Annotated in this window: 24 protein-coding genes; 16 read left to right on the top strand and 8 right to left on the bottom strand. The window is 69.4% G+C overall.

The features are described from left to right. Nucleotides 1–49 precede the first annotated feature (49 nt). The 16 genes from AAHM41_RS02025 (at nt 50) to AAHM41_RS01950 (ending at nt 15,862) form a co-directional block, all read left to right on the top strand. Complete coding sequence (locus AAHM41_RS02025) at nt 50–1,660, top strand: acyl CoA:acetate/3-ketoacid CoA transferase (RefSeq protein WP_342234830.1); 1,611 nt, start codon at nt 50–52, stop codon at nt 1,658–1,660. After that, nucleotides 1,650–2,450: an SDR family NAD(P)-dependent oxidoreductase gene (locus AAHM41_RS02020; protein WP_342234829.1), complete on the top strand. Its 801-nt coding sequence runs from the start codon at nt 1,650–1,652 to the stop codon at nt 2,448–2,450. Before AAHM41_RS02025 ends, AAHM41_RS02020 begins: the two co-directional genes overlap by 11 nt. Nucleotides 2,451–2,452: 2 nt before the next feature. Further along, complete coding sequence (locus tag AAHM41_RS02015) at nt 2,453–3,304, top strand: MaoC family dehydratase (protein ID WP_342234828.1); 852 nt, start codon at nt 2,453–2,455, stop codon at nt 3,302–3,304. Further along, entirely contained in the window at nt 3,301–4,053 is a 753-nt protein-coding gene (hutC, locus tag AAHM41_RS02010) for a histidine utilization repressor (RefSeq protein WP_342234827.1), read from the top strand. Before AAHM41_RS02015 ends, hutC begins: the two co-directional genes overlap by 4 nt. Beyond that, nucleotides 4,050–5,546 (top strand): HAL/PAL/TAL family ammonia-lyase, encoded by a 1,497-nt coding sequence (locus tag AAHM41_RS02005; RefSeq protein ID WP_342234826.1) that lies wholly within the window; start codon nt 4,050–4,052, stop codon nt 5,544–5,546. The genes hutC and AAHM41_RS02005 overlap by 4 nt, the downstream gene beginning before the upstream one ends. A gap of 35 nt (nt 5,547–5,581) precedes the next feature. Beyond that, the gene (locus AAHM41_RS02000) at nt 5,582–6,466 is read left to right on the top strand and encodes a glycine betaine ABC transporter substrate-binding protein (RefSeq protein WP_342234825.1); all 885 of its coding nucleotides are present in this window, start codon (nt 5,582–5,584) and stop codon (nt 6,464–6,466) included. Between the two features lie 66 nt (nt 6,467–6,532). Then, nucleotides 6,533–7,537 carry an ornithine cyclodeaminase family protein gene (locus AAHM41_RS01995; protein WP_342234824.1) on the top strand — a complete coding sequence of 335 codons (1,005 nt, stop codon included), beginning with the start codon at nt 6,533–6,535 and terminating at the stop codon, nt 7,535–7,537. A gap of 5 nt (nt 7,538–7,542) precedes the next feature. Further along, nucleotides 7,543–8,346, top strand: a complete 804-nt coding sequence (locus AAHM41_RS01990; RefSeq protein ID WP_342234823.1) for a phosphate/phosphite/phosphonate ABC transporter substrate-binding protein — start codon at nt 7,543–7,545, stop codon at nt 8,344–8,346. A gap of 13 nt (nt 8,347–8,359) precedes the next feature. After that, complete coding sequence (locus tag AAHM41_RS01985; protein ID WP_342234822.1) at nt 8,360–8,992, top strand: ABC transporter permease; 633 nt, start codon at nt 8,360–8,362, stop codon at nt 8,990–8,992. Next, nucleotides 8,989–9,624, top strand: a complete 636-nt coding sequence (locus AAHM41_RS01980; RefSeq protein ID WP_342234821.1) for an ABC transporter permease — start codon at nt 8,989–8,991, stop codon at nt 9,622–9,624. Before AAHM41_RS01985 ends, AAHM41_RS01980 begins: the two co-directional genes overlap by 4 nt. Then, entirely contained in the window at nt 9,621–10,559 is a 939-nt protein-coding gene (locus AAHM41_RS01975; protein WP_342234820.1) for an ABC transporter ATP-binding protein, read from the top strand. The genes AAHM41_RS01980 and AAHM41_RS01975 overlap by 4 nt, the downstream gene beginning before the upstream one ends. Nucleotides 10,560–10,678: 119 nt before the next feature. After that, the gene (locus AAHM41_RS01970; RefSeq protein WP_342234819.1) at nt 10,679–11,326 is read left to right on the top strand and encodes a GntR family transcriptional regulator; all 648 of its coding nucleotides are present in this window, start codon (nt 10,679–10,681) and stop codon (nt 11,324–11,326) included. A 178-nt stretch (nt 11,327–11,504) separates the two neighbouring features. Then, nucleotides 11,505–12,917, top strand: coding sequence for a transaminase (locus AAHM41_RS01965; RefSeq protein ID WP_342234818.1), 1,413 nt, complete (start codon nt 11,505–11,507; stop codon nt 12,915–12,917). Continuing rightward, the gene (locus AAHM41_RS01960) at nt 12,914–14,296 is read left to right on the top strand and encodes a glutamine synthetase family protein (RefSeq protein WP_342234817.1); all 1,383 of its coding nucleotides are present in this window, start codon (nt 12,914–12,916) and stop codon (nt 14,294–14,296) included. Before AAHM41_RS01965 ends, AAHM41_RS01960 begins: the two co-directional genes overlap by 4 nt. Further along, entirely contained in the window at nt 14,293–15,066 is a 774-nt protein-coding gene (locus AAHM41_RS01955) for an SDR family NAD(P)-dependent oxidoreductase (RefSeq protein ID WP_342234816.1), read from the top strand. The genes AAHM41_RS01960 and AAHM41_RS01955 overlap by 4 nt, the downstream gene beginning before the upstream one ends. Nucleotides 15,067–15,103: 37 nt before the next feature. Then, nucleotides 15,104–15,862 (top strand): SDR family NAD(P)-dependent oxidoreductase, encoded by a 759-nt coding sequence (locus tag AAHM41_RS01950; RefSeq protein WP_342234815.1) that lies wholly within the window; start codon nt 15,104–15,106, stop codon nt 15,860–15,862. Between the two features lie 17 nt (nt 15,863–15,879). Here AAHM41_RS01950 and AAHM41_RS01945 read toward each other — a convergent pair whose 3' ends face one another. From AAHM41_RS01945 to AAHM41_RS01910, 8 genes are all read right to left on the bottom strand, one after another. Continuing rightward, the gene (locus AAHM41_RS01945; protein WP_342234814.1) at nt 15,880–16,719 is read right to left on the bottom strand and encodes a BtpA/SgcQ family protein; all 840 of its coding nucleotides are present in this window, start codon (nt 16,717–16,719) and stop codon (nt 15,880–15,882) included. Next, nucleotides 16,716–17,636: a ribokinase gene (locus AAHM41_RS01940; RefSeq protein WP_342234813.1), complete on the bottom strand. Its 921-nt coding sequence runs from the start codon at nt 17,634–17,636 to the stop codon at nt 16,716–16,718. The genes AAHM41_RS01945 and AAHM41_RS01940 overlap by 4 nt, the downstream gene beginning before the upstream one ends. Nucleotides 17,637–17,646: 10 nt before the next feature. Continuing rightward, nucleotides 17,647–18,411: a glutamine amidotransferase gene (locus tag AAHM41_RS01935; protein WP_342234812.1), complete on the bottom strand. Its 765-nt coding sequence runs from the start codon at nt 18,409–18,411 to the stop codon at nt 17,647–17,649. Between the two features lie 3 nt (nt 18,412–18,414). Continuing rightward, nucleotides 18,415–19,503 carry a phosphotriesterase family protein gene (locus tag AAHM41_RS01930; protein ID WP_342234811.1) on the bottom strand — a complete coding sequence of 363 codons (1,089 nt, stop codon included), beginning with the start codon at nt 19,501–19,503 and terminating at the stop codon, nt 18,415–18,417. 8 nt (nt 19,504–19,511) lie between these two features. Further along, nucleotides 19,512–20,546, bottom strand: a complete 1,035-nt coding sequence (locus AAHM41_RS01925) for an ABC transporter permease (protein ID WP_342234810.1) — start codon at nt 20,544–20,546, stop codon at nt 19,512–19,514. Next, nucleotides 20,543–21,334 (bottom strand): ATP-binding cassette domain-containing protein, encoded by a 792-nt coding sequence (locus AAHM41_RS01920; protein ID WP_342234809.1) that lies wholly within the window; start codon nt 21,332–21,334, stop codon nt 20,543–20,545. The genes AAHM41_RS01925 and AAHM41_RS01920 overlap by 4 nt, the downstream gene beginning before the upstream one ends. A 65-nt stretch (nt 21,335–21,399) precedes the next feature. After that, the gene (locus AAHM41_RS01915; protein ID WP_342234808.1) at nt 21,400–22,341 is read right to left on the bottom strand and encodes an ABC transporter substrate-binding protein; all 942 of its coding nucleotides are present in this window, start codon (nt 22,339–22,341) and stop codon (nt 21,400–21,402) included. 58 nt (nt 22,342–22,399) lie between these two features. Next, nucleotides 22,400–23,416, bottom strand: a complete 1,017-nt coding sequence (locus tag AAHM41_RS01910) for a LacI family DNA-binding transcriptional regulator (RefSeq protein ID WP_342234807.1) — start codon at nt 23,414–23,416, stop codon at nt 22,400–22,402. Nucleotides 23,417–23,542: the final 126 nt, after the last annotated feature.

Genomic DNA, 23,542 nt, shown 5'->3' with positions numbered 1-23,542 from the left:
TGACTCACGATAGATGAATTTTTAAGCAATGCATTTTTGTGCCTTGCAAATGGGCACGGACCGCGCCTGTATATACAGGTTGTCGGACATATGGGTCGGCGCGATGCAGGTCATCACATCCATCGAGGCGGCGGGGCTGTTGCGCAGCGGCATGACCGTCGCCGCGTCCGGCTTCGGCGGGTGTTGCCATCCCGAGGCGATTTCGGCGGCCGTGGAACGGCGCTACCTGGCCGAAGGCGCCCCGCGTGACCTGACGCTGCTGTTCGCCGCCAGCACCGGCGACCGCAAGACCCGCGGCATGGGCCATTTCGGCCATGAGGGCCTGGTCGAGCGCGTGATCGCCGGCGGCTGGCGCGGCACCCCTCGCCTCGGCGAACTGGCGCTTCAGGACAAGATCGACGCCTATTGTTGGCCGCAAGGAGTGATCGCCCAGCTGTACCGGGCCATCGCCGCCGGCCAGCCCGGCGTGGTCACCCGCATCGGCCTCGGCTCGTTCATGGATCCGCGTCACGGCGGCGGCCGCCTGAATGCACGGACGACGGCCGAGCTGGTGGAGAGGGTCAGCCTGCGCGGCCGGGAGTGGCTGCTGTATCCGGCGATGCCGCTCGACTGCGTGCTGCTGCGCGGCACCTCGGCGGATGAGGACGGCAACATCACCCTGGAGGACGAGGCTTTCCCTGTCGATGTGCTCGCCATGGCCCAGGCCGGCCGGAATTGCGGCGGCATCGTCATCGTCCAGGTCAAGCGCATCGCCGAACGTGGCTCGCTGCCGGCGGCGGATGTGCGGATCCCGGGCATGCTGGTCGACTATGTGGTGGTCTGCGACGACCCCGCCGAGCACGGGGTGAGCTTCGGCGAGACCGACAACATCGCCTATACCGGCCGGCACCGGACGGCCGCCGGCCGCCTCGCGCCGTCGCCGCTGTCGGTCGACAAGGTGATCCAGCGCCGTGCCTTCCTGGAACTGCTCGGCCGGGACCGCCCCACCATCAATCTCGGCATCGGCATTGCTGCCGGGATCGGCCGGATCGCCGGCGAAGAAGGGTTCGACGACTACACCGTCACCATCGAATCCGGCGTGATCGGCGGCATTCCGGCCGAGGAGCTGTCCTTCGGCGCCGCGGTCAACCCGAGCGCGATCATCCCGCAGGCGTCCCAGTTCGACTTCTACGACGGCGGCGGGCTGGACATCGCTTTCCTCGGCATGGCCGAGGTCGATGTGCGCGGCGCGGTCAATGTCAGCCGCTTCGGCCAGACCATCGTCGGCGTCGGCGGCTTCACCAACATCGCCCAGACGGCGGGCGCCGTCGTCTATATGGGCTCGTTCTCGCATGGCGGCGCCGAGATCGCGGTCACGGACGGCAGGCTTTCGATTGCCGCCGACGGACGGTCCTGCAAGATCGTCGAACGGGTCGGGCAGGTCAGCTCCGACCCCGCCGCGGCCCCTGCGGGCCAGCGGCAGGTCGTCGTCACCGAGCGCGCGGTGTTCCATGTCATCGACGGCCGCCTGACCCTGACCGAGGTGGCGCCGGGCATCGATGCGAAGGCGCAGGTGATCGAGCGCCTGCCGCCGGGCGTCGCCATCGCGGACCGGCTGGCGGAGATGGACGCCCGCCTGTTCCGCGAATCCGCCATGAGGGAGTCCCCCGATGAACATTGATGGGGCCGTCATCATCGTCACCGGCTCGGCGACCGGCGTCGGGGCCTCCTGCGCCAGGATGTTCGCCGAACGCGGCGCCAGGGTCGTCGTCAACTACAGCCGCAGCCGCGACGAGGCCGAGGAGACCGCGTCCGCCTGCCGGGCGCTCGGCGCCGAGGTCGAGGTGGTGCAGGCGGATGTCGCCGAGGATGCGGCGTGCCGGGCCATGGCGGCGAAGGCCGTCGACCGCTGGGGCCGGCTGGATGCGCTGGTCAACAACGCCGCCGCGACCGTGGCGTCCGACCCCTTCGATCTGGAGACGCTGTCGGCGGCGGATTTCCAGAAGGTGTTCGGCGTCAATGTCGTCGGCGCCTATCAGATGTGCCGCGCGGTGCTTCCGGCGATGCGCGCGGGCGGCGGCGGCGCGATCGTCAACGTCTCTTCCAATGTCGCCTTCACCGGCGGCGGCTCGTCGTTGGCCTATACGGCGTCCAAGGGGGCGCTGAACGCGCTGACCAAGGCGCTGGCCCGCATCTGCGGCCCGGAGATCCGCGTCAATGCGGTCTGCCCCGGAATCATCGACACCCGCTGGATGCGCCAGACCTTGGGCACCGACGCCTATGACGCGCTGGCCGCCCGCTTTGCCGCCACCGCGCCGCTCGGGCGGGTGGCGACCCCGGATGATGTGGCGGGCGCGGTGATCTGGCTGGTCGAGGGCGCGGAGTTCGTCACCGGCGAGTTGCTGTCGGTCGATGGCGGCATCCGCCTCGCTGGCGGCGCGCGCAAGCCCGCCGCCGGGAGCGCGAGCTGATCATGGCCGTGTCCGCCCGCGCGATCATGGAGTTTCCGGCCCCCGAGGCCCGGCAAACCGTGGCGGCGCGCGACGCCATCCTTTACGCGCTCTCCGTCGGCTATGGGACCGAGCCGCTGGACGAAGCCCATCTGCGGCGGACCCAGGAGCGGAATCTCCTGCCGGCCCCGACCCTGGCGAATGTCGTCGCCCATCCCGGCCCGTGGCTGCAGGACGCCGGCATCGACTGGCAGCGCCTGGTGCATGCCGAGCACCGCCTGACCATCCATCGGCCCGTCCCGATCGACACCCCGCTGCTGTCGCGGAACCGCATGCTCGCTGTCGTCGACCGCGGCCCCGAGAAGGGCATGTTCGCGACCGCCGAACGGACGATCGTCACGCTGGCGGACGAGGCCCCCGTCGCCACCATCGTCCAGACCAATGCCTGCCGCGGCGACGGCGGATGCGGATCGGCGGGAACGCCGCCGGAGCCGCTGGCGCCGGTTCCGGCCCGCGCGCCCGATGCCGTGTTCGCGATTGCCGTGCCCGGCGATGCCGCCCTGCTCTACCGGCTGAACGGCGACCTCAACCCGCTGCATTCCGACCCAGCCTATGCCGCCAGCGCCGGCTTCCCGCGCCCGATCCTGCACGGTCTCTGCACCTTCGGCTATGCGGGCTATGCGATCGGCCGGACAGCCGGGGCTGGAACCATCGCTGATGTCGGCTTCATCGCCGCCCGCTTCACCGCGCCGGTGCTGCCGGGCGACGGGCTGGAATTCGACATCTGGCGGCAGGGCCCGGACATCGGGTTCCGCGCCCGGGTTCCCGCGCGCGGCGTGACCGTCCTCGACTTCGGCACGGCGAGGCTGGCATGACCAAGCCGGCGGGCGAGGCGCCGCACTATCTGCGGATCAAGGAGGCGATCCTGGCGCGGATCGCCGAAGGCACGTTCAAGCCGGGCGACCGCGTCTATTCCGAAAGCGAGCTGGTGGCCTCGTTCGGCGTCAGCCGCATGACCGCCAACCGGGCGCTGCGGGAGCTGATGTTCGAAGGGGTGCTGACCCGCGCCACCGGCCTCGGCACCTTCGTCTCGTCGCAGCGGCAGGATATCGACCTGCTGCAGATCCGGAACATCGCCGACGAGATTGCCGGCCGCGGCCGCCGCCACACGGCGAAGGTCCTGATCGCCGATCGGATCAAGGCGGATGCGACGATCGCGCAGTCCCTGGATCTCGCGGCGGGTATCGAGGTGATGCACTCGCTGATCGTCCATCTGGAGGACGACCAGCCGATCCAGGTGGAGGAGCGCTACGTCAACCCGATCGTGGCGCCGGACTATCTGGCCAATGACTTCACCCGGATCACCCCGAACGAATACCTGACCAAGGTGGCGCCGATCACCGCCTTCGAGCATTTCGTCGAAGCGGTCCGGCCCGATGCCAAAGTGCGGAAGCTGCTCGGCAGCAAGCCCGACCAGCCCTGCCTCAGGGTCTTCCGCCGCACCTGGTCCGGCGCGGCGGTGGTGACCTGCGCGCTGCTGTCCTACCCCGGCGACAAATACCGGCTGGAAGCGCGCTCGGGCCCGGCCAGGACGGCCGCCCTGCTGAACGGGAGAGACGAGTGACCGCGGCCGCCCCCATCGTGTCCTTCACCACCGCAGCGCCGACGGTCGGCGACATCGTCGCCATCGCCCGGCGCGATGCCCGCGTGGTGATCTCCGCCGAGGTCGAGGCGAGGATCCTGGCCGCCCGCGCCGTGGTCGACCGCTATGCCGCGTCGGACGTGCCGGTCTACGGCCTGACGACCGGGCTCGGCGCCGGCGTCGACACGCGGCTCGCGGCGGAAGACCTGGTGGCGTTCCAGCGGCGCGTGCCGCAGGGCCGCGCCGTGGGGGTCGGCCCGGCCCTGCCGCGCGAGGCGGTGCGGGCCATGATGGCGGTGCGCATCGCCGGCATGGCGGCCGGCGGCGCCGGGGTGTCGCTGCCGGTGTTCTCCGGCATCGTCGCGGCGCTGAATGCCGGGTTCCATCCGGTGGTGCCGTCGCTGGGTTCGATCGGCGCGGCCGATCTGGCGCCGCTGGCGCATCTAGGCCGCGCCCTGCTCGGCGACGGCGAGGCGGAGTTCGGCGGCGAGGTGATGGCCGCCGGCGAGGCGCTGCGCCGGGCGGGGCTGGAACCGCTCCGGCTGGCCCCGAAGGACGGCCATGCCATCGTCGTTGCCAACAGCCTGTCGGTCGGCAAGGCCTGCCTCTGCCTGGCGGATGTCGAGCGGCTGTTCGACTGGTCGCTGGCGGCCGTCGCCCTCAACTACGAGGCCTTCCGCGCCAATGTGACGGCGCTCCACGACCGTGCCCTGGCGGCGCGGCCGGCCTTCGGCCAGCGCGCGGCGGCGGACCGGCTGCGCGCGCTTCTGGCCGGCAGCTCCCTGCTGGCCGAGGGTGCGGCGCGGCGGGTGCAGGATCCGCTGAGCTATCGCTGCGCGCCGCAGGTCTGGGGCGCGCTGCTGCACGCCATCGGCGAAGCACGGACGGCCACCGAGATCGAGATCGCCAGCTCGGGCGACAACCCGGTGGTGCTGGAGCCGGAAGGGCTGATCCTGTCGCATGGCAATTTCGACATGACCGCCTTCGTGCTGGCCTGGGAGCGGCTGGGCCAGGCGATGGCGCATGGTGCGGCGGCGACCGCCTGGCGCACGATGAAGATCATGTCGGCCGGGATGTCGGAGCTGCCGCGGTTCCTGACTCCGCTCGGCGGCAGCCGGACCGGGTTCGGCACCGTCCAGAAGACGGTCTCGGCCCTGGAAGCGGAGATCCGCCACCTCGCCTTGCCGGCCTCGCTGACGCCGATTCCGGTGGCGGACGGGGTCGAGGACCAGGCGTCGCTGGCGCCCGCCGTGCTGGCGAAGACGGAAGCGATCATCGACCGGCTGCGCTTCCTCGTCGCCATCGAGCTCATCGTTGCCGCCCAGGCCGCGGAGCTGCGCGGCGTGGAGGCTGAGCTGGGCGCCGGCACGGGAGAGGCCTACCGGGTGGTCCGCCAGCATGTGCCGCCGCTGGTCGAGGACCGCTCCCAAAGCACCGATTTCCAACGAATAGCGGAGCTCATCCGCAACGCCTAGGGCCCCTTCACGCACAACAAACAGGGAGAATGAAGATGAGACTGTCGATCCTGTCCGCCGTCGCCGCCGCGGTGATGGCCACCCTTGCCTTCAAGCCTGCCGCGGCGGACCCGATCAAGGTCGGCAGCAAGAACTTCACCGAGCAGTACATCCTGGCCGAGATGTATGCGGCCCTGCTGGAACACGCCGGCTTCGAGGTGGAGCGCAAGATCAACCTCGGCGGCACCCTGATCGCCCATCAGGCTTTGACCACCGGTGAGATCGACCTCTATCCGGAATACACCGGCACTGCCCTCTCCGCCGTGGTCAAGGGCACGATGTCCACCGATGCCGGGAAGGTCTATGACGAGGTCAAGGCCTTCTACGCCAAGCAGTTCAACCTGACCTGGCTGAAGCCCACCGGCATCAACAACGGCTATGTCATCGTCGTCCGCAAGGAAACCGCCGATGCCGACAGCCTGAAGAGCCTGTCGGACCTCGCCAAGGTCTCGACAACGCTGGTGTTCGGCGGTGGCGCCGAATTCCCGGACCGGGCCGACGGCCTGCCCGGCCTGAAGCGCGTCTACGATGCGGATTTCAAGGAATTCAAGCAGTTCGCCAAGCTCGGCCTGCGCTATGACGCGCTCTCCCAGAAGGACGTCGATGTCGTCAACGGCGCCGCCACCGACTGGCAGATCGGCGCCCAGGATCTCGTCGCGCTCGCGGACGACAAGGGTCTGTTCCCGCCCTACTACGTCGCCCCGGTGGTCCGCCAGCAGGTTCTGGACGCCAACCCGAAGGTGGCCGGGATCCTGGACTCGCTGGGGTCCCATCTGGACAACGCCACCATGCGGGTCCTCAACGCCAAGGTCGAGAACGACCATGAGGAGGCCAAGGACGTCGCCGAGGCCTTCCTGAAGGAAAAGGGGCTGCTGCCCTGAGGTCCGACGAAGCGGCAGGAGCCGATCCTGCCGCTTCGCGGAGCGCGCCATCGCTGGAGAACGGGAATGCAGGAAATCTGGATCGACTATCTGAACGCGCTCGATGCCAAGGCGCTCGCGCTCAGCAATGACGAGATCCTCGCGGCGGTGGAGAAGGCGCTCGACGCGCAGGGCCGCGGCGAGACGGTGATCGAGCCGCGCGTTCACCTGGTGCCCGAAAGCTCCGACAAGGGGCACTTCAACGTGCTGCGCGGCTATGTCAAATCGCTGAACTACGCCGGGGTCAAGGTCGTCGGCGACTTCGTCGACAACTACAAGCTCGGCCTGCCCTCCGAAATGGCGGTGCTGAACCTGTTCGATCCGGACACCGGCATGCCGAAGGCGATCGTCGACGCGACGGCGATCACCGACATGCGCACGGGCGCGGTGACGGCACTCGGCGCGAAATATCTCGCCCGCAAGGACAGCAAGGTCCTCGGCCATATCGGCGCCCGCGGCACGTCGTACTGGAATGTCCGCCTGCTCGACCACCTGTTCGATTTCGCCGAGATCCGAATCCATTCCCGCCGCCCGGAAAGCCGGAACGCCTTCGCGGAGCGCCTCGAACGGGATCTCGGCAAGACGATCATCGTCACCGACACCTGGCAGGATTGCCTCGAGGGCGCCGACATCATGGTCGAGGCCAGCCGGCTGCCGGAGCCCACGCCGCTGTTCAAGACCGAGTGGGTCAGGAAAGGCGCCTTCGTCGTGCCCTATGGCACGATGAGCGCGCTGGAATTCGACCTCACCGACATCATGGACAAGGTCGTGGTCGACGATTGGGGGCAATGCGGCCCCGGACGGCCGTTCGGGGCGCTGCGCCGCCATGTCGACGAGGGCAAGGTCACGGCGGAAACGCTGCATGCCGAGATCGGGCAGATCGTCTGCGGCCTGAAGCCCGGCCGCGAGAGCGACGGCGAGACCATCCTGTTCTGGCACCGCGGCCTCAGCACCACCGATGTCGCGCTCGGCGCGGCCATGGTCGACAAGGCCCGGGCGCTGAAGATCGGCCAGCGGCTGCGGTTCGCGTGACCGGCATGGCGCTCGTGGCCTGCTCCCGGATGTACAATGTCGGCCCGAAGGTCCGTGGACTCTGGGACGGCCTGTTCGCTTGGCTGTCCGAGGAGTCCGGCATCCGGCTCGAGGTCATCGCCCATGCCGCTCCCGCCCCCCTGTCGGAGCTCTGGGCCAGGCCGGATCTGGGCGCGGCCTTCATGTGCGGCTACCCCTTCTCCCAACTCCCTGCCGATGAGCGGCCGGTTGCCCTTGCGGCGCCGGTGTCGACCGCCCCTTGGGCGGGCGGTTGGCCGGCCTATGCGAGCCATATCGTCGCCGCCAGGCATGCGGTGTTCGACCCCGCCGATCTCCCATCCCTGCGCTGGGGTTGGACGGTGCGCGATTCCCAGTCGGGCTATCACGCGCCGCGGGGCTTCCTGGCCGGCTTGCCGCGGCCCAGGACGCCGGTGACGACCGTCGGCCCGCTGCTCAATCCGAACGGTGTCGTCGACGCGATCGCGACCGGCAGGATCGATGTCGGCGCGATCGACGCCTATGCCTGGCAGCTGCTGGAGATGCATGAGCCGGAGGTCCTGGCGCCGCTGCGGATCATCGCGACGACCCCGGCGACCCCCATCCCCCTGCTCGTCGCCTCGCGCCGGCAGCCGGCCGAGACGGTTTCGGCGCTCAGGCAAGCGCTGCTGCGGGCGCATCGCAGCGCCCAGGGGCAAAGCATCCTGGCGTCGCTCGGCCTCTCGCGCTTCGCGGCGCCGGATGTCGCGGCCTACGACTCCCTGCCGAAACGGGCGCAGGAATCCGACCGGCTGCTGGCGGCATCATGGTGAAAGACGCCGCCCGATGAAGTGGGTGCCGAAGAACATCGACCGGCTGTTCGAAGCCCTGCTCGAGCATCTCGCTTTGGTCTTCTCCTCGGTCGGGATCGCGCTGGTCATCTCGCTGATCGTCGGCATCTGGGCCGCCCGCCGGCCAAGGACGTTCGGCGTGATCGTCATCATGGCCGGAATCCTGTTCGCGATCCCGAGCCTGGCGCTGTTCGCCCTGTTCATCCCGGTCATGGGGATCGGCGCGGAACCGGCCATCACCGGCCTCGCCGCCTATTCGCTGATGATCCTGATCCGCAACATCGGGCTCGGCTTCCAGGCGGTTCCCCGTGACGTGCTCGATGCCGCGCACGGCATGGGATACGGCGCCGTCCGCCGGATCTGGGAGGTCGAGCTGCCGCTGGCCATGCCCTTCATCGTCGGCGGCATCCGCATCGCCGCGGTCACGGTGATCGGCATCGCCACCGTGGCCGCCTACATCAATGCCGGCGGCCTCGGCGTCATCATCTTCGAGGGCATCGACCAGCGGTTTCCGGAAAAGATCATCGCCGGCGGCCTCCTGACCTCGGCGCTGGCGCTGTCCACCGACTACCTGTTCGCGTCGATCGAGAAGATCCTGCGCCGCCGCAGCGGCAGGTCGGCGGCATGATCCTGGTCGACGCCTTCCACTGGATCACGGCCAATCCGGGCGTCTTCTTCAGCGCCTTCAACCGCCATCTGCTGATGTGCGCCATCTCGCTCGGGATCGCCCTGGTCATCGCCATTCCGCTCGGAATCCTCGTCGCCAGGGCGCCGCGCGCCGCCTTCGTCGCAGTCAATGTCGCCGGTTCGCTGCGGTCGATCCCGAGCCTCGCGATCCTGTCGGCCGCCATGCCGTTCCTCGGCATCGGCCTCTTGCCCTCGGTCGTCGCGCTCATCGTGCTCGCGGTCCCGCCGCTGCTCCTCAACACCATCATCGGCATCCGGGAGATCGATCCCGCTTTGCTCGATGCCGCCCACGGCATGGGCATGGGGCGGCGCGACATCCTGTGGCAGATCGAGCTGCCGCTGGCCGTCCCCTCGATCCTGGCGGGGGTCCGGACCAGCGCGATCCAGGTCATCGGCGGCGCGGCGCTGGCATCGTTCATCGGCGGCGGCGGCCTCGGCGACTTCATCAACGCCGGCATCGCCATCATGAACATGCCGCGCCTGCTCGTCGGCGCGCTGCCCATCGCCCTGCTCGCCATCCTGGCCGAGCTGCTGTTCGGCTGGCTGGAACGATCCTTCGGAAGACGCCGATGATACGACTGGATCACGTCACCAAGACCTATGAAGGCAGCGGCCGTCATGCCGTCGACACGCTCGATCTGGAGATCGAGGCCGGCACCACGGTCGCGCTGATTGGCCCGTCCGGCTGCGGCAAGACGACGACGATGCGGATGATCAACCGGCTGGAGACGCCGACCTCCGGCCGCGTGCTGGTGAACGGCCGCGATGTCGCCCAAACCGACCCGAAGGCGCTGCGGCGCAGCATCGGCTACGTCATCCAGCAGGTCGGGCTGTTCCCCCATATGACGATCGCGCGGAACATCGCGACGGTGCCGCGGCTGCTGGGCTGGGACCGGCCGAGGACCGACCGGCGCATCGACGAGCTGCTCGATCTGGTCGGCCTCGACCCCGCGGTCATGCGCAGCCGCCTGCCGCACGAGCTGTCCGGCGGGCAGCGCCAGCGCGTCGGCTTTGCCCGCGCGCTCGCCGCCGATCCCGCCATCATGCTGATGGACGAGCCGTTCGGCGCGATCGACCCGATCACCCGCGTCAGGCTGCAGGACGAGTTCCGGCAGATCCTGCGGAAGGTCAGCAAGACCGTGGTCATCGTCACCCATGATCTCGACGAAGCCATCAAGATGGGCGACCGGATCGCGATCATGCGCGACGGCCGGCTGCTGCAATACGACACGCCGGCGGCGATCCTGGCCCGTCCCGCCGATGATTTCGTCGAGAGCTTCCTCGGCCCCGACCGGGCGATCAAGCGGCTGAGCCTGATCGAGGTCGCGGGCGCCATGGCACCGCCGGCGTCGCAGGACTCCGGCGACTCCGTCGCCCCCACCGCCAGCCTCCACTATGCCCTGGCCCTCATTCTGGCCGGCGATCTTCCCGGCCTCGACGTCAAGGCCGCCGACGGTTCGCGGATCGGATACCTATCGCGGGAGGCCGTCCTGTCCGCGCACCGGTAGTGCGGCACGGCGCGCAAGCCCGGCATCCACCGCAGAGTTGTGGGCGTCCTCGCTGGTCTGCTAGCCAATGATGGAACCGATCCGGCTCAAGTGACCTGAACATCGACGGTGCATGGCCTATGCGGGATCTCGCGACGCAGCAGCAGCAGGTCTACCAGACGCTCCGCGAGCAGCTGATCGCCGGCCGGTTCAAGCCCGGCACCGGCGTCAGCCTGCGCGGCATCGCAGCCAGCCTCGACGTCGGGCTGATGCCGGTGCGCGAAGCCATCAACCGGCTCGCGGGCGAGCGGGCCCTCGAGGTCAGGCGCAACGGGCGTGTCAGCGTACCGGACCTGACACGGCAGCGGTTCGAGGAGCTGATGCAGGCCCGGCTTCAGCTCGAACCGCCCTGTGCCCGCTGGGCGCTTCCCCATGTCGATGCGGACCGTCTCGCCAGGATGGAAGCGTCCGACGCCAGCATGAATTCGAACTACGGCTCGGGCAACGCCGACGCGTACATGATGGAGAACTACCGGTTTCACTTCGAGCTCTATCGCGCCGGCGGCTCGCAGGTCTTCGTTCCGCTGCTCGAAAGCGTCTGGATGCAGTTCGGCCCATTCATGCGCAGCGTCTACGACATGAGCGAGACGTCGGAAATCGTGGACAAGCACAAGATGGCCCTCGAGGCCATCAGGCGACGCGACCCGGATGCGCTCGAGGTCGCGATCCGGGCCGACATCCTGGATGCCATGCATCTGCTGCGGCAGACCTTGAGTTACCATCACTGAAATCGGCAATCCTCATTTTGTGATCACATTTTTCTGCAACGCCGCCGCCCAACAGGGCCGCCACAACAGCGCCTCAGCAAGTCCGCCATTCCATGACGAAATAACCTCGGCCCGAGGTTGACAGTCATCACGCCTCCAAGACAATGTGATCACAAATTTGGCGATACAGGAGATCCGAGTGCCCGATAGCCAGCCAACCCCGCAGCACGGCTCTTGCGGGAGCGTCGCTGCGATATCCGCCGCCGCGCACCGGATCCTTGTCGAAGAGACCGCGACCTTCGTCGACCGGCACCCCCGCAGCAAGGCCGTGTTCGACGACACCTCGTCCGGCTTCCTCAACCAGGTGCCGCTGCACTGGATGCGCGATTGGCCCATGCCGTTCCCGGTGGTGCTGGCCACCGCCAAAGGCAGCGACGTGACCGACATCGACGGCAACGCTGCCGTCGACTTCTGCCTCGGCGACACCGGCGCCATGTTCGGGCATGGGCCCGGGGTCATTGTCGAAGCGCTGGCGCGGACGGCCGAGATCGGCCTCACCACCATGCTGCCCTCCGCGGATGTGGGCGTGGTCGGCCGCCTGCTGTCGCAGATCTTCGGCCTGTCGCGGTGGCAGGTGACGGCCACGGCCAGCGACGCCAACCGCTTCGCCTTCCGGGTCGCGCGCGCCGTCACCGGCCGGCGCAAGATCCTGGTGTTCGACGGCTGCTACCATGGCGCGGCCGACGAGACGCTGGTGGACCTCGAGGACGGGCGGACGGTCGGCCGGGAGAATCTGCTGGGCCAGGCGGTCGACCTGGCCGAGACGACGGTCTGCATCCCGTTCAACGACCTGCCCGCCCTCGAAGCCGCGCTGGCGACGGGTGAGATCGCATGCGTCGTCGCCGAGCCGGTCATGACCAATTGCGGCATGATCCTGCCGCAGGCCGGATTCCACACGGCGCTGCGCGAGCTGACCCGGGCCCATGGGACGCTGCTGCACATCGACGAGACCCACACGATCTCGACCGGGCTCGGCGGCTACACGAAGACCCATGGACTCGAGCCCGACATCCTGGTCGTCGGCAAGCCCGTCGGCGGCGGCGTGCCCGTTGCGGTCTGGGGAATGACCGAGGCGATCGCGGGCCGGCTCGACGCGGTCCGGGCCGCCAAGAGCGGCATCGGCCACTCCGGCATCGGCACGACGCTGTCGGGAAGCGCGCTGCAGCTGGCGTGCCTGCGGGCGTGCCTGGAGACGGTCATGACCGGTGCGGCCTACCAGACGATGAACAGGCTCGCAGACCGGATCGAAGCGGGGTTCTCCGCCGCGATCGGGAACGCCGGGCTGCCCTGGCATGTCAGCCGCGTCGGCGCCAGGCTGGAGGTCGTGTTCGCACCCAGCCTCGTCAGGAATGCGGTCGAAGCCCGCGCCGCGGCCATTCCCGTGGTGCAGAAGGCGATCCATCTCGCGTTGCTCAACCGCGGCTATCTTCTGACCCCGTTCCACAACATGGTCCTGGTGGCGCCGACGACCTCCGAACCACAGGTGACTGGGCTGGTCGCCTGCTTCGGGCAGATCCTGTCGCGATTGGCGGCCGGGGCGGTGGCCAAGTGAGCGGTGCCCGGCCCATCGGCGCCGCACCGATCGAGGAAGCCGAAGCCTTCCTGGCGCGGCATGAAGATATCGCGGCCTTCGACCTCGTCCTGATCGATGCCAACGGCGTGGCGCGCGGCAAGATCATCCGGCGGCACGAGCTCCTGCCGCTCTACCGCTCCGGCCGCCACCTGCCGGGGTCGATCCTGGGGCTCGACATCTCCGGCGCCGACGTCGAGGAGACCGGGCTGGTGTGGGATGATGGCGACGCCGACCGCTCGGCCTGGCCCATTCCGGGATCCCTGGTGGAACTGCCCTGGACCTCGCCCCGGCGCGGCGAGGTCCGGGTCAGCCTGTACGAGCTCGACGGCTCGCCGATGGCGGCCGACCCGCGCCACGCTTTGGCTGGCCAGATCGAGCGGTGCCGGTCGATGGGTCTGTCCCCCGTCCTGGCGTTCGAGCTGGAGTTCTATCTCCTCGACCCGGAGCCTGACGCCTTCGGCAAGCCGAGGGCCGCGCGAATGCCGCTGACGGGGGAGCATCCGCGCGGAAACCAGGTCTACAGCGTGGACGCGCTCGACCAACTCACCCCCTTCACCGAAGCGCTCTACGACTGCGCCGCGGTGCAGAAGCTGCCGGTCGAGACGCTGATCTCCGAATACGCGCCGGGCCAGTACGAGCTGACCCTGCGCCATCGCGACGATGGCCTGCGCGCGGCGGATGATCTGGTCATGCTCAAGCGCCTGGTCCGGGGCCTGGCCCTGCGCCACGGCATGCGGGCGAATTTCATGGCCAAGCCGTTCGCCGATCGCGCCGGCTCGGGCATGCATCTGCATGCCAGCCTGGCGGAGCCGTCGGGCCGCAATCTTTTCGCCGACGAGGGCGACGACCTGGCGCCGCTGCTGCGGCAGGCGATCGCCGGGGTGCAGCAGACCATGGCGGAATCCATGCTGGTGTTCGCCCCCAACCTCAACTCCTGGCGCCGGTTCGCCCGCAACAGCTACGCCCCGACGGCCCCGACCTGGGGGCGCAACAACCGCAGCGTTGCGATCAGGGTGCCCGCCGGCAGCCCGGCGAACCGGCATTTCGAGCATCGCTCGCCCAGCGTCGACGCCAACCCCTATCTGGTGGCGGCGACGGTTCTCGCCGGCATCCGCCACGGGATCCGGAACCAGCTTCAGCCGGATGCGGAGGCGTCCTCCTACGGCAGCGGCGACAGCAGTGCCCTGCCGCCCGACTGGCGATCGGCGATCGAGCGGGCCGCCGGATCCGGTTTCCTCAAGGAGGCGCTGGGCGAGCGGCTCGCCGCCGTCTTCGTCGCGCTCAAGCGGGCCGAATATCTCCGCTTCGCCGCCGAGGTGACCGCGGAAGAGTTCGCCTATTATGGAGGCGTCATATGAAGCCAGGCCGCCACGTCGTTGTCGTCGGCGGGGCCGGCGGCATGGGGATCGAGATCGCCAGGGCCTTCGCCGCCGTCGGTGACAGGATCACCATCGCCGATCTGCCGGGGGACCGCACCCAGGCCGCCGCGGCCGTGCTGGCGGAGATGCAGGCCGACGGCACCATCATCGAGCTCGACATTCGATCGGTCGATCAATGCCGCCGCGCGGTCGAGCGGGCGGCGGCGTGGGGCGAGGGCATCGACGTGCTGGTCAACGCCGCCGGGGTCTGGCTCGAAGGCCCCTCGGCGGAGGTTGCGGAAGACGAATGGGACCGCGTCCTCGACGTCAATCTCAAGGGCGCCTTCTTCATGATCTCGGCGGCCATTCCGCATCTGGTGAAATCGCGCGGCGCGGTGGTGAACATCGCATCGGATGCCGGCCTGGTCGGCAACAACGGCGCCGCCGTCTACTGCGCCTCGAAGGGCGGGCTCGTGCTCCTGACCAAGGCGCTGGCGCTCGAGCTGGCGCCGCAGGGCGTCCGGGTCAACGCCGTCTGCCCGGCCGATGTGGCGACGCCGATGCTGGACCGGCAGGCCGAGATCTATGGCGGCGGCGACCAGGACGGCTATCGGGCCAATCTGCTCAAGCACTATCCCCAGGGCCGGTCGGCACGCTTCATCCGGGCCGAAGAGGTGGCCCGGCTGGTTCAGTTCCTGTGCGAGGACAAGGCGGCGCCGATCACGGGGGTGGCGCTGCCGATCGATTTCGGCATCACCGCCGGCTACTGAGGCCCGTTCGTCTTCGAGAACCCGGAAGGCCGATGCGATGACCGTCTTCACCACAGCCCTCGTCACCGGCGCCGGCGCCAGGGACGGCATCGGTATCGCCATCGCGCGCAGGCTCGCGGACAAGGGGCTCACCGTCTTCATCACCGGGGCGACCGACCGCATTCATGACCGAGCCGCGGAACTGCGGGCGGAAGGCCTCGATGTCACCTCCTACACGGCGGACCTGACCAAGGCCGCCGACGTCTCGCGCCTGCGCCAGGACGTGGGCGCCATCGATATCCTGGTCAACAATGCGGGCATGGGATCGGTGGCGGCGCCGGCCGTGCAGCGCCCGTTCCTGGAACTGGACGAAGCCGACTGGGACGCCGGGATCGATGTCAGCCTCAAGACGGCGTTCCTGGTGACGCGCGCCTTCCTGGGCGCGATGACGGAAAGCGGGCGGGGCGGCCGCATCGTCAATGTCGCGTCCGTGACGGGCCCCCTGGTCTCCAATCCGGGGGAGGCGGCGTATTCGGCGGCAAAGGCCGGGATGGTGGGGCTGACCCACGCCCTGGCCCTCGAGGTCGCCCGCTACGGGGTGACCGCAAATGCGGTCGCGCCGGGCTGGATCGAGACCGGGGCCTCGACGGAGGAAGAGCGGATCGCCGCCCGGCACACGCCGCCCGGCCGGGCCGGAACCCCCGACGAGGTGGCGGCGGCCGTCGTCTTCCTGGCCTCGGCCGAGGCGAGCTATGTGAACGGCTCGCTTCTCGTCGTGGACGGCGGCAACATCCTGCAGGAACGCAAGCTGGGCTGAGAGACCAGTCTCTAAGCCTACCGGTCGATGCCGGCGATGAAGCGGCGCACCCGCTCCGGGTCGACCGGGTTCCACCACACCCCGTCCCGCTTCAGCGCGCTGGCGACGATCACCGCGTCGACCACGCCGAGGATGGCGTTGACGTTCTCCGACGTCACGCCGCTGCCGACCAGCGAGGGCAGCGCGGTGGCGCCGGCGATGGTGCGGATATAGTCGAGGTCGGCGGCATGGCCGGTGCGCTGGCCGGTGGCGATCACCGCATCGGCGTCGAAGAATTCGACGTCGCGCACCAGCTCCTCCACCGGCCGATCGCCGGTGATGGCATGGGCGCCGTGCTTGACATGGGCGTCGGCGAAGACGCGGATGCCGTCGGCCCGCAGCCGGGCGCGGTAGCGCAGCGCCCGCGCCGCCTCGCCCTCGACCAAGCCCTCATTGGCGACATAGGCGTTGGCCCATTGGTTCACCCGGATGAAGGCCGCCTGCGCCGCGCTGGCGATGGCGAAGGCCGGGATCGCGGCATTGGCCAGCACGTTGATGCCGATCGGCTTGCCGAACTGGCGGCGGATGCGGTCGGCGATCACCGCCATATGCGACGCCGTCTCCGGCCCGATGTCGTCGGGCTTGGAGAACGGGATGTCGCCGTGGTTCTCGACGATCAGCCCGTCGCAGCCGCCGGCCAGATAGGCCTCGGCATCCGCCATGGCGCGGTCGGTGATCACCTCGACCCCGCCGCCGCGGTATTGCGGCGCGCCCGGCAGCGCCAGCAGGTGGACGACGCCGATCACCGCCTTGGTCCGGCCGAAGATGTCGCGGATGGCGTGGCCGCGGGTCTCGGCGACGGCTTTGGCCTCGGTCATCGCTCGGCCCCTCCTCGGGCCAGGACAGCGGGCAGGATCGCCTGGATCTCCGCCCGCGTCGGAAAGGAAGACAGGACGCCCGGCCGGGTCACGCCGATGGCCGCGGCATGGATGGCCGTGGGCAGCGCCGTCTCGATCGTGGCGCCGAGGTCGAGCAGCCCGGCCAGCACGCCACATAGCAGGTCGCCGGCGCCGACGGTGTCCACCGCAGCCACCGCCGGCGCGAGGAAGTCACGCCGACCCTCCGCCGTGACCAGCGACGCACCGGTGGCGCCGAGGGTGACGACCACCATGGCTGCGCCGCGGCGCAGCAGGGTTTGCGTTGCCCGGTGCGGGTCGGCATCGCCGCTCAGGCGGCAGGCCTCGCCCCGGTTGACCACCAGCAGGTCGGTCAGCGGCAGCACCGCGGCATAGGAGTCGCGGATCGGCGACGGGTTCAGCACGGTGCCGGCGCCGCGCTTGCGGGCCAGGGTGAATCCGTCGCGCACCGCCGCGATCCGCAGGTTGCCCTGCATCAGCAGCAGGTCGCCGGCCTTGAGCGCTGTGTCGAGGTCGGTGCCCTGCGGCGGGGCGAAGCGGTCGGCACAGCCGGTGACGCTGACGATGGTGTTCTCACCGGCGGCATCGACCTGAATCATCGACCGGTCGGTCGGACAATCCAGCCGGACCAGGCCGGCGATGTCGATCCCCTCCGCCGCCAGCCGTTCCGCCACCGCCTCGCCCGGCCGGTCCGAGCCGACCGCGGCGAGCAGCCGGACCCGGGCGCCCGCGCGGGCCGCGGCGACCGCCTGGTTCAGCCCCTTCCCGCCCAGATCCTCCGCCATACCGTCGGCCACGATCGTCTCCCCCGGCTCCGGGAAGCGCTGCAACCGGTAGAGGGTGTCGAGACAGGCATTGCCGACGACGTGGACGGTCATGGCGGACGGACTACGCCTTCCGGATCGTCCAGGCCAGCGCCTGCGACCACAGGCGGCCATAGCCGTCCCAGGCGGCGAATTCCGGCGGCAGCCAGTGCGGGCCGATGTCGGAGGTCCAGGCCAAAGTGCGGCCCCGCCCGTAGTCGCCGACCACCAGCAGCGGCAGGTCGCCATACTCCGCGCCGACCGTGGCCAGCACCTGGGCGCCCGCCTTCGGCCTGACCTCGTTGAAGCCGAGCAGCGCCGGCCAGGGGCCCGGCAGCCCGGCCAGAATCGGGTGGTCGGCGACCAGCTTCGGATCGAAGCCTTCCGGCACCTCGACCCGATCGTCGACCGGCAGGATCTCCACCGGCAGCACCTCCTCCACCGCGGTCTTGTGGAAGCGGGCGCCGCCATTGATGCCCTGAAAGCTGTAATAGCCGCCGAACATCAGCAGGCCGCCGCCGCCGTGGACATAGTCGCGCAGCAGCTTCAGCCGGTTCGGCGTGCGCTTGCTGTGGATCCAGGTGTCGGGATGCAGCAGCAGCGTGTTGGCGCCGATGTCGGACAGGATCACCGCATCATAGGCCTGCAGGCCCTCGAGCGACTGCGGGAAGTCGCGCTGCGCCAGATGCGCCGGCATGTAGTGGATGTCGAAGGGAGAGTCCTTCAGCGCGTCCAGCAACGGCTCGGCGCCCTGGTGGTAGGTCACGGTCGGGAACTGGTCGAACCCCTTGATGTGGGTCGCGGTCGAGACCCAGGATTCGCCCGCCAGCAGGATCTTGTGCTTCGCCATAAGTCAGGCCTTGGTGTTGTGGGCGGCGGAGAAGACGCGCCGCGGATTGTCGATCAGCAGCCGGTCGATCGTGGCGCGATCGATGCCGTGCCGGCGCAGCCGCGGCACGAAATGCTTCAGGATGTAGCCGTAGCCGAAGCCGCCGTAGCGGGTCAGCATCATCTTCAGGAACACGTCCTGCGACAGCAGCAGCCGGTCCTCATGGCCGGATTCGATCAGGCTGACGATGGCCCGGGCGTTCTCCTCGTCGCTCGGCGACTGCGCCTTCTGGTCGGCATAGTAGTAGTCCATGCCGATCATGTCGTATTCCAGGAAGGCGCCGCGGTCGGCCAGCGCCCTCTGGTAGGGCAGGTCGTTGTGGCTGGGGTTCATGTGGCACAGCACAGTGTGCCGCAGGTCCGCCCCCTCCTCCTCGACCACGTCCAGCACGCGATGGGCCAGCCGCTCCCACCCCGGCAGGTGGATCGACAGCGGCACGCCGGTGCGGCGCGAGGCGCGGGCGGCGCCGCGCAGCGACTTCTCCTCCTCGGCCGTGAAGTCCTTGCTGACGCCGATCTCGCCGATCAGCCCGGCCGGGATCACCGGCCCGTCATCGTCCGCCGGCGGCGGCGCCCCGCCAACGTCGCGCACGATCATCTCGGCGATCGTGTCGGCATCCATGGTCCGCACCTCCTCGGGGTGCGACTGGCCGAGGTAGTAGCCGGAGCCCATGACGATGTTCAGCCCGGTGCGCCGGCTGATGCGCTGCAGCGCCTCCGGGTCGCGGCCGATGCCGAAGCAGGTCGGGTCGACCACGGTGGCGCCGCCCAGCTCGGCGAACTTGCCCAGCTCCTCCACCGCCAGGTCGGTGTCGAGCAGGAAGCAGTTGTCCCGGTTCAGGAACGGGTTCATCCGCAGCTCGCCGATCATGGTGATGTCAATCGGCTTCTCGGCCAGGGCGATGTGGCTGGCGCAGCACGGCCGGCGCCACCAGCTGGAGGTGTCGAGCAGGATGTGCTCGTGCATCAGGGTCACGCCCATGGCCTCGACCGGGATCGGTCCCAGCACGGTCATGACCTGGCCGGAGCGCACGCCGATGGTGTCTGTCGTCATGGTGGGCCTCAGCGGCGGGTCGTGGTCCGGAAGATCCGGAAGTTGAGCCAGATCGCGATCAGGATGATCACGCCGGTGATGATGGGCGTCAGGAACGGCGACATATGCGCCAGGATCAGGCCGTTGCCGATCACGGCCACGGTCAGCGCGCCGAGCACGGTGCCGATCATGGTGCCGCGGCCGCCGAACAGGCTGGTGCCGCCCAGCACCACCGCGGCGATGACGTCGAGCTCGAACCCCGCCCCGGCATTGGCCGACCCGCTGCCGAGCCGCGCCGCGATCACCACGGCGGCCAGCGCCGCGGCGGCGCCGGACAGGACATAGACCAGCATGGTCACCCGCCGGATGTTCACGCCGGCGCGGCGCACCGCCTCGGCATTGGCGCCGATGCCTGTGACATAGCGGCCGAACCGGGTCTGGGTGAAGATCAGGATGCCGAGCGCCAGCACCGCGACCGCGATGATCGCCGGCAGCGGCAGCCCCGCCACCCAGCCGCGGCCGATGATGACGAAGGCGCTGCCGGGATCGACCGGGATCGAATAGCCCTGGGTGATCAGCAAGGCGACGCCGCGGATAATGCCGAGTCCGGCCAGGGTGACGATGAAGGCCGGGATGCCCTCATAGGCGATGAAGAAGCCCTGCACCGCGCCGATCAGGGCGCCGAGCAGGACCAGCCCGACCAGGGCCGCCGGCCAGGGCACGCCGGCCTGAAGCAGCACCGCCGACAGGGCGCCGACCAGGCCGAGCATCGAGCCGACCGACAGGTCGATGCCGCCGGTGGTGATGACGAAGGTCATCGCCGTGGCGACGATCAAGAGCGGCGCGCTCTGGCGCAGGATGTTCAGGATGTTGGCCTCGGTCAGGAAGCTGTCCGTGACCAGGCCGAACAGGATGCAGACGGCCAGGAAGAAGATGAAGATGCTGGCGACGCCGCCATTGGCCATCACCTGGTGGCGCAGCCCCGGCGGCCGGTCGGCCTTGGCCGGGCCAGGGACGCCATGGGCCCGCTCCTCGCTCATCGCAGTGCTCCCCGCCGTGCTCATGCCCGCGCCTCCGGGCCCGCGGCCATGCGGGCCGACCGGGCGGTGAACTTGCGGCCGACGATCAGGTCGACGACCTCTTCGATATTGGTGTCGGCGATGTTCCGTTCGGCGATGGCGCGGCCCTCATACATCACCTGGATGCGGTCGCAGACCAGGAACAGGTCCTGCAGCCGGTGGGTGATCAGGATGACGCTGACGCCGCGGGCGCTGACCGTGCGGATCAGTTCCAGCACCGCCTCGACCTCGGCGACGGCCAGCGCCGCCGTCGGCTCGTCCATGATCAGCACCTTGGGGTCGAAGGAGGCGGCGCGGCCGATGGCGATGCTCTGGCGCTGGCCGCCCGACAGGTTCTCGACCTTCAGCCAGGTGTTGGGGATGCGGATGCCCAGCCCGTCCAGCATCGTCCGCGCCTCGGCATGCATCCGCCCCTTGTCGAGGAAGGACATCCCGAGCATGCCGCGCCGCGGCTCGCGCCCCAGGAACAGGTTGCCGGCGACGTCGACCGTGTCGCACAGCGACAGGTCCTGATAGACCATCTCGACATGGTGCCGGCGGGCATCGGCGGGGCTGTCGAAGCGCACCGCGGCGCCGTCGATCTCGATCGTGCCGGCATCCGGGATCACGGCGCCGGACAGCACCTTGCTCAGCGTCGACTTGCCGGCGCCGTTGTCGCCGACCAGCCCCAGCACCTCGCCGCGGCGCAGGGTCAGGTCGACATTCTCGAGCGTCTGGATCGCGCCGTAGCGCTTGCAGATGCCGCTCATGCGGACGCGGACGGATTCGTCCAACGGTCCCTCCATGCTATCGCTGCGTCGGCGGCTGCCCCTCCGGGCGAAGGGGCAGCCTCGGCGGGTTACTTGAACATGCCGCGGAACTGGTCGACATTGGCCTTGGTGACGATGGTGACCGGCACGTTGATGATCGCGGGCACGGTCTCGCCCTTCTTCAGCTTCAGCAGGCTCTCGACCGCGACCTTGCCCTCGGTGGCCGGGTCCTGCTGCACCACGGCGGCGACCCAGCCGGCATCGATGCCGGCGATGGCCTGGGCGGTCAGGTCCCAGCCGAACACCTTGATGTCGCCGGTGCGGCCCTGGCTGGTGACGGCCGAGACCGCGCCGATCAGCGCCGGCTCGCCGGTGGCGTAGAGCGCGGTCATGGCCGGGTTGGCGGTCATCAGGTTCTCCGACGCCGTCAGGGCGACGTCCTGGACGTTCTGGCCGTCGACCGTGTCGACGATGTCGACCTTGACGCCCGACGCTGCGAGCGCCTTCTTGAACCCGTCCAGCCGCTGGTTCTGGATGAAGGAGTTCAGCGCGCCGATCACGCCGAGCTTGGCGCTGCCGCCCATCTGCGCCTTCACATAGTCGGCGGTGTGCTTGCCGATCTCCTCCCCGGCCTTGAGGTTGTCGACGCCGACGAAGGCGGCGTTGTCGCCGTCCGGGATCTGGGCGTCGACCGCGATCACCGGGATGCCGGCCTGTTTGGCGGCCGTGATCGCCGGCTTCACGCCGTTGACGTCGATCGCCACCAGCACGATGCCGTCGACCTTCTGGGTGATGTAATTCTCGATCGCGTCGTTCTGGGCGCTGGGCACGTTGTTGGCGTTGAAGATCACCAGCTTGGCGCCGGCGGCGTCGGCCGCCTTCTGCGCACCCTGGTTGATCTGGTTGAAGAACAGGGCCTGCTGGTTGATCGTCACCAGCGCGATGGTCTCGGCCTGCGCCTGTACGGTGCCGGCCAGCATCGCCGCGCCGGCCAGCGCCGCGGCGGACATCAGTGCGTTCAGTCGGATCATGAAGCTCTCCTCTGCGTGGTGTTGTTGTCGCGTTTCTTCCCGGCGGCAGGCCTCGCGATCAGCCTGCCGTGTTGGCCTTCCGCGGCGGCGGTCCGACGGATTTGCGGATCACCAGTTCGGTGGGCAGGCGTTGGATCGGCGGCGTCTCCTCGCCCCGGATCTGCGCCAGCAGTGTCCGGATGCCGAGCCGGCCGAGCGCCTCGATCGGCTGGCGCACCGTCGTGATCGGCGGGCTGAGGAGGTCCGCGAAGGGCATGTCGTCGAAGCTGGCGAGCGACAGGTCGCCGGGCACCGACAGGCCATGGGCCGCCAGTTCCTCCAGCACGCCGATGGCGATGTAGTCGCTGCCGGTGAACACGGCGGTCGGCCGGCCATTGGCGAGGATCGCCCGGGTCGCGTCGCGCCCGAAATCCCGTTCATAGGCGCCGAAGCGGACCAGCCCATCCTCGACCGGCAGCCCCGCCTCCGCCATGGCCCGGGCGAAGCCGGCGAAGCGCTCCTCCGTGCTCAGCAGCCGCTCCGGGCCGCCGATATGGGCGATGCGGCGATGTCCGGCGGCGATCAGGTGACGGGTGGCGTCGCAGGCGCCGGCCTCGTTCTCGACGAAGATCCGGGTGACCCTGGCGCCGGGCACGTCCTCGTCGAGCACGACCACGTCGGTGCGCCCGTCGATCAGGTCCCGCAGGCGCCCGTCATCGACACGGTTGGTCAGGACCAGCAGCCCGTCGACATGGCGCGCCGCCAGCCGGTCGATGCTGGCGGCCTCCATCTCCAGGTCGCCGCCGGTGCTGCTCAAGAGGATCGAGAAGCCCGCGTGCCGCGCCTCGGCCTCCGCCGCCGCGGCCAGCGCGGCGAAGAAGGGATTGGCGATCTCCGGCGTGACCAGGCCGATGGTCTCGGAGCTGCCGAGGCTGAGGCGCTTGGCCAGCAGGTTCGGGCGATAGTCCAGCCGCTTCGAGGCAGCGTCGATCCGCCCGGCGGTCTCCGCCGGCAGCTCGATATTGCCGTTCAGATAGCGCGAGACCGTGGCCGGTGAAACACCCGCCTCCCGCGCGACGTCGCGAATGGTCGCCATCCTGCCTCCGACCACCACGCTAGCGACAGAAACCGGTTTAGTAAACCGGTTTCTGTCGCTTCCAAGCTGCGGCGTAATCGCATGCCTTTACGGATACGCACCCCGACCCACCGCCATGATGGTGTC

It is taken from the genome of Inquilinus sp. OTU3971 (assembly GCF_038440215.1).
The sequence above is the reverse complement of the archived record's forward strand: the minus strand, read 5'-3'. Positions and strand labels throughout refer to the sequence as shown.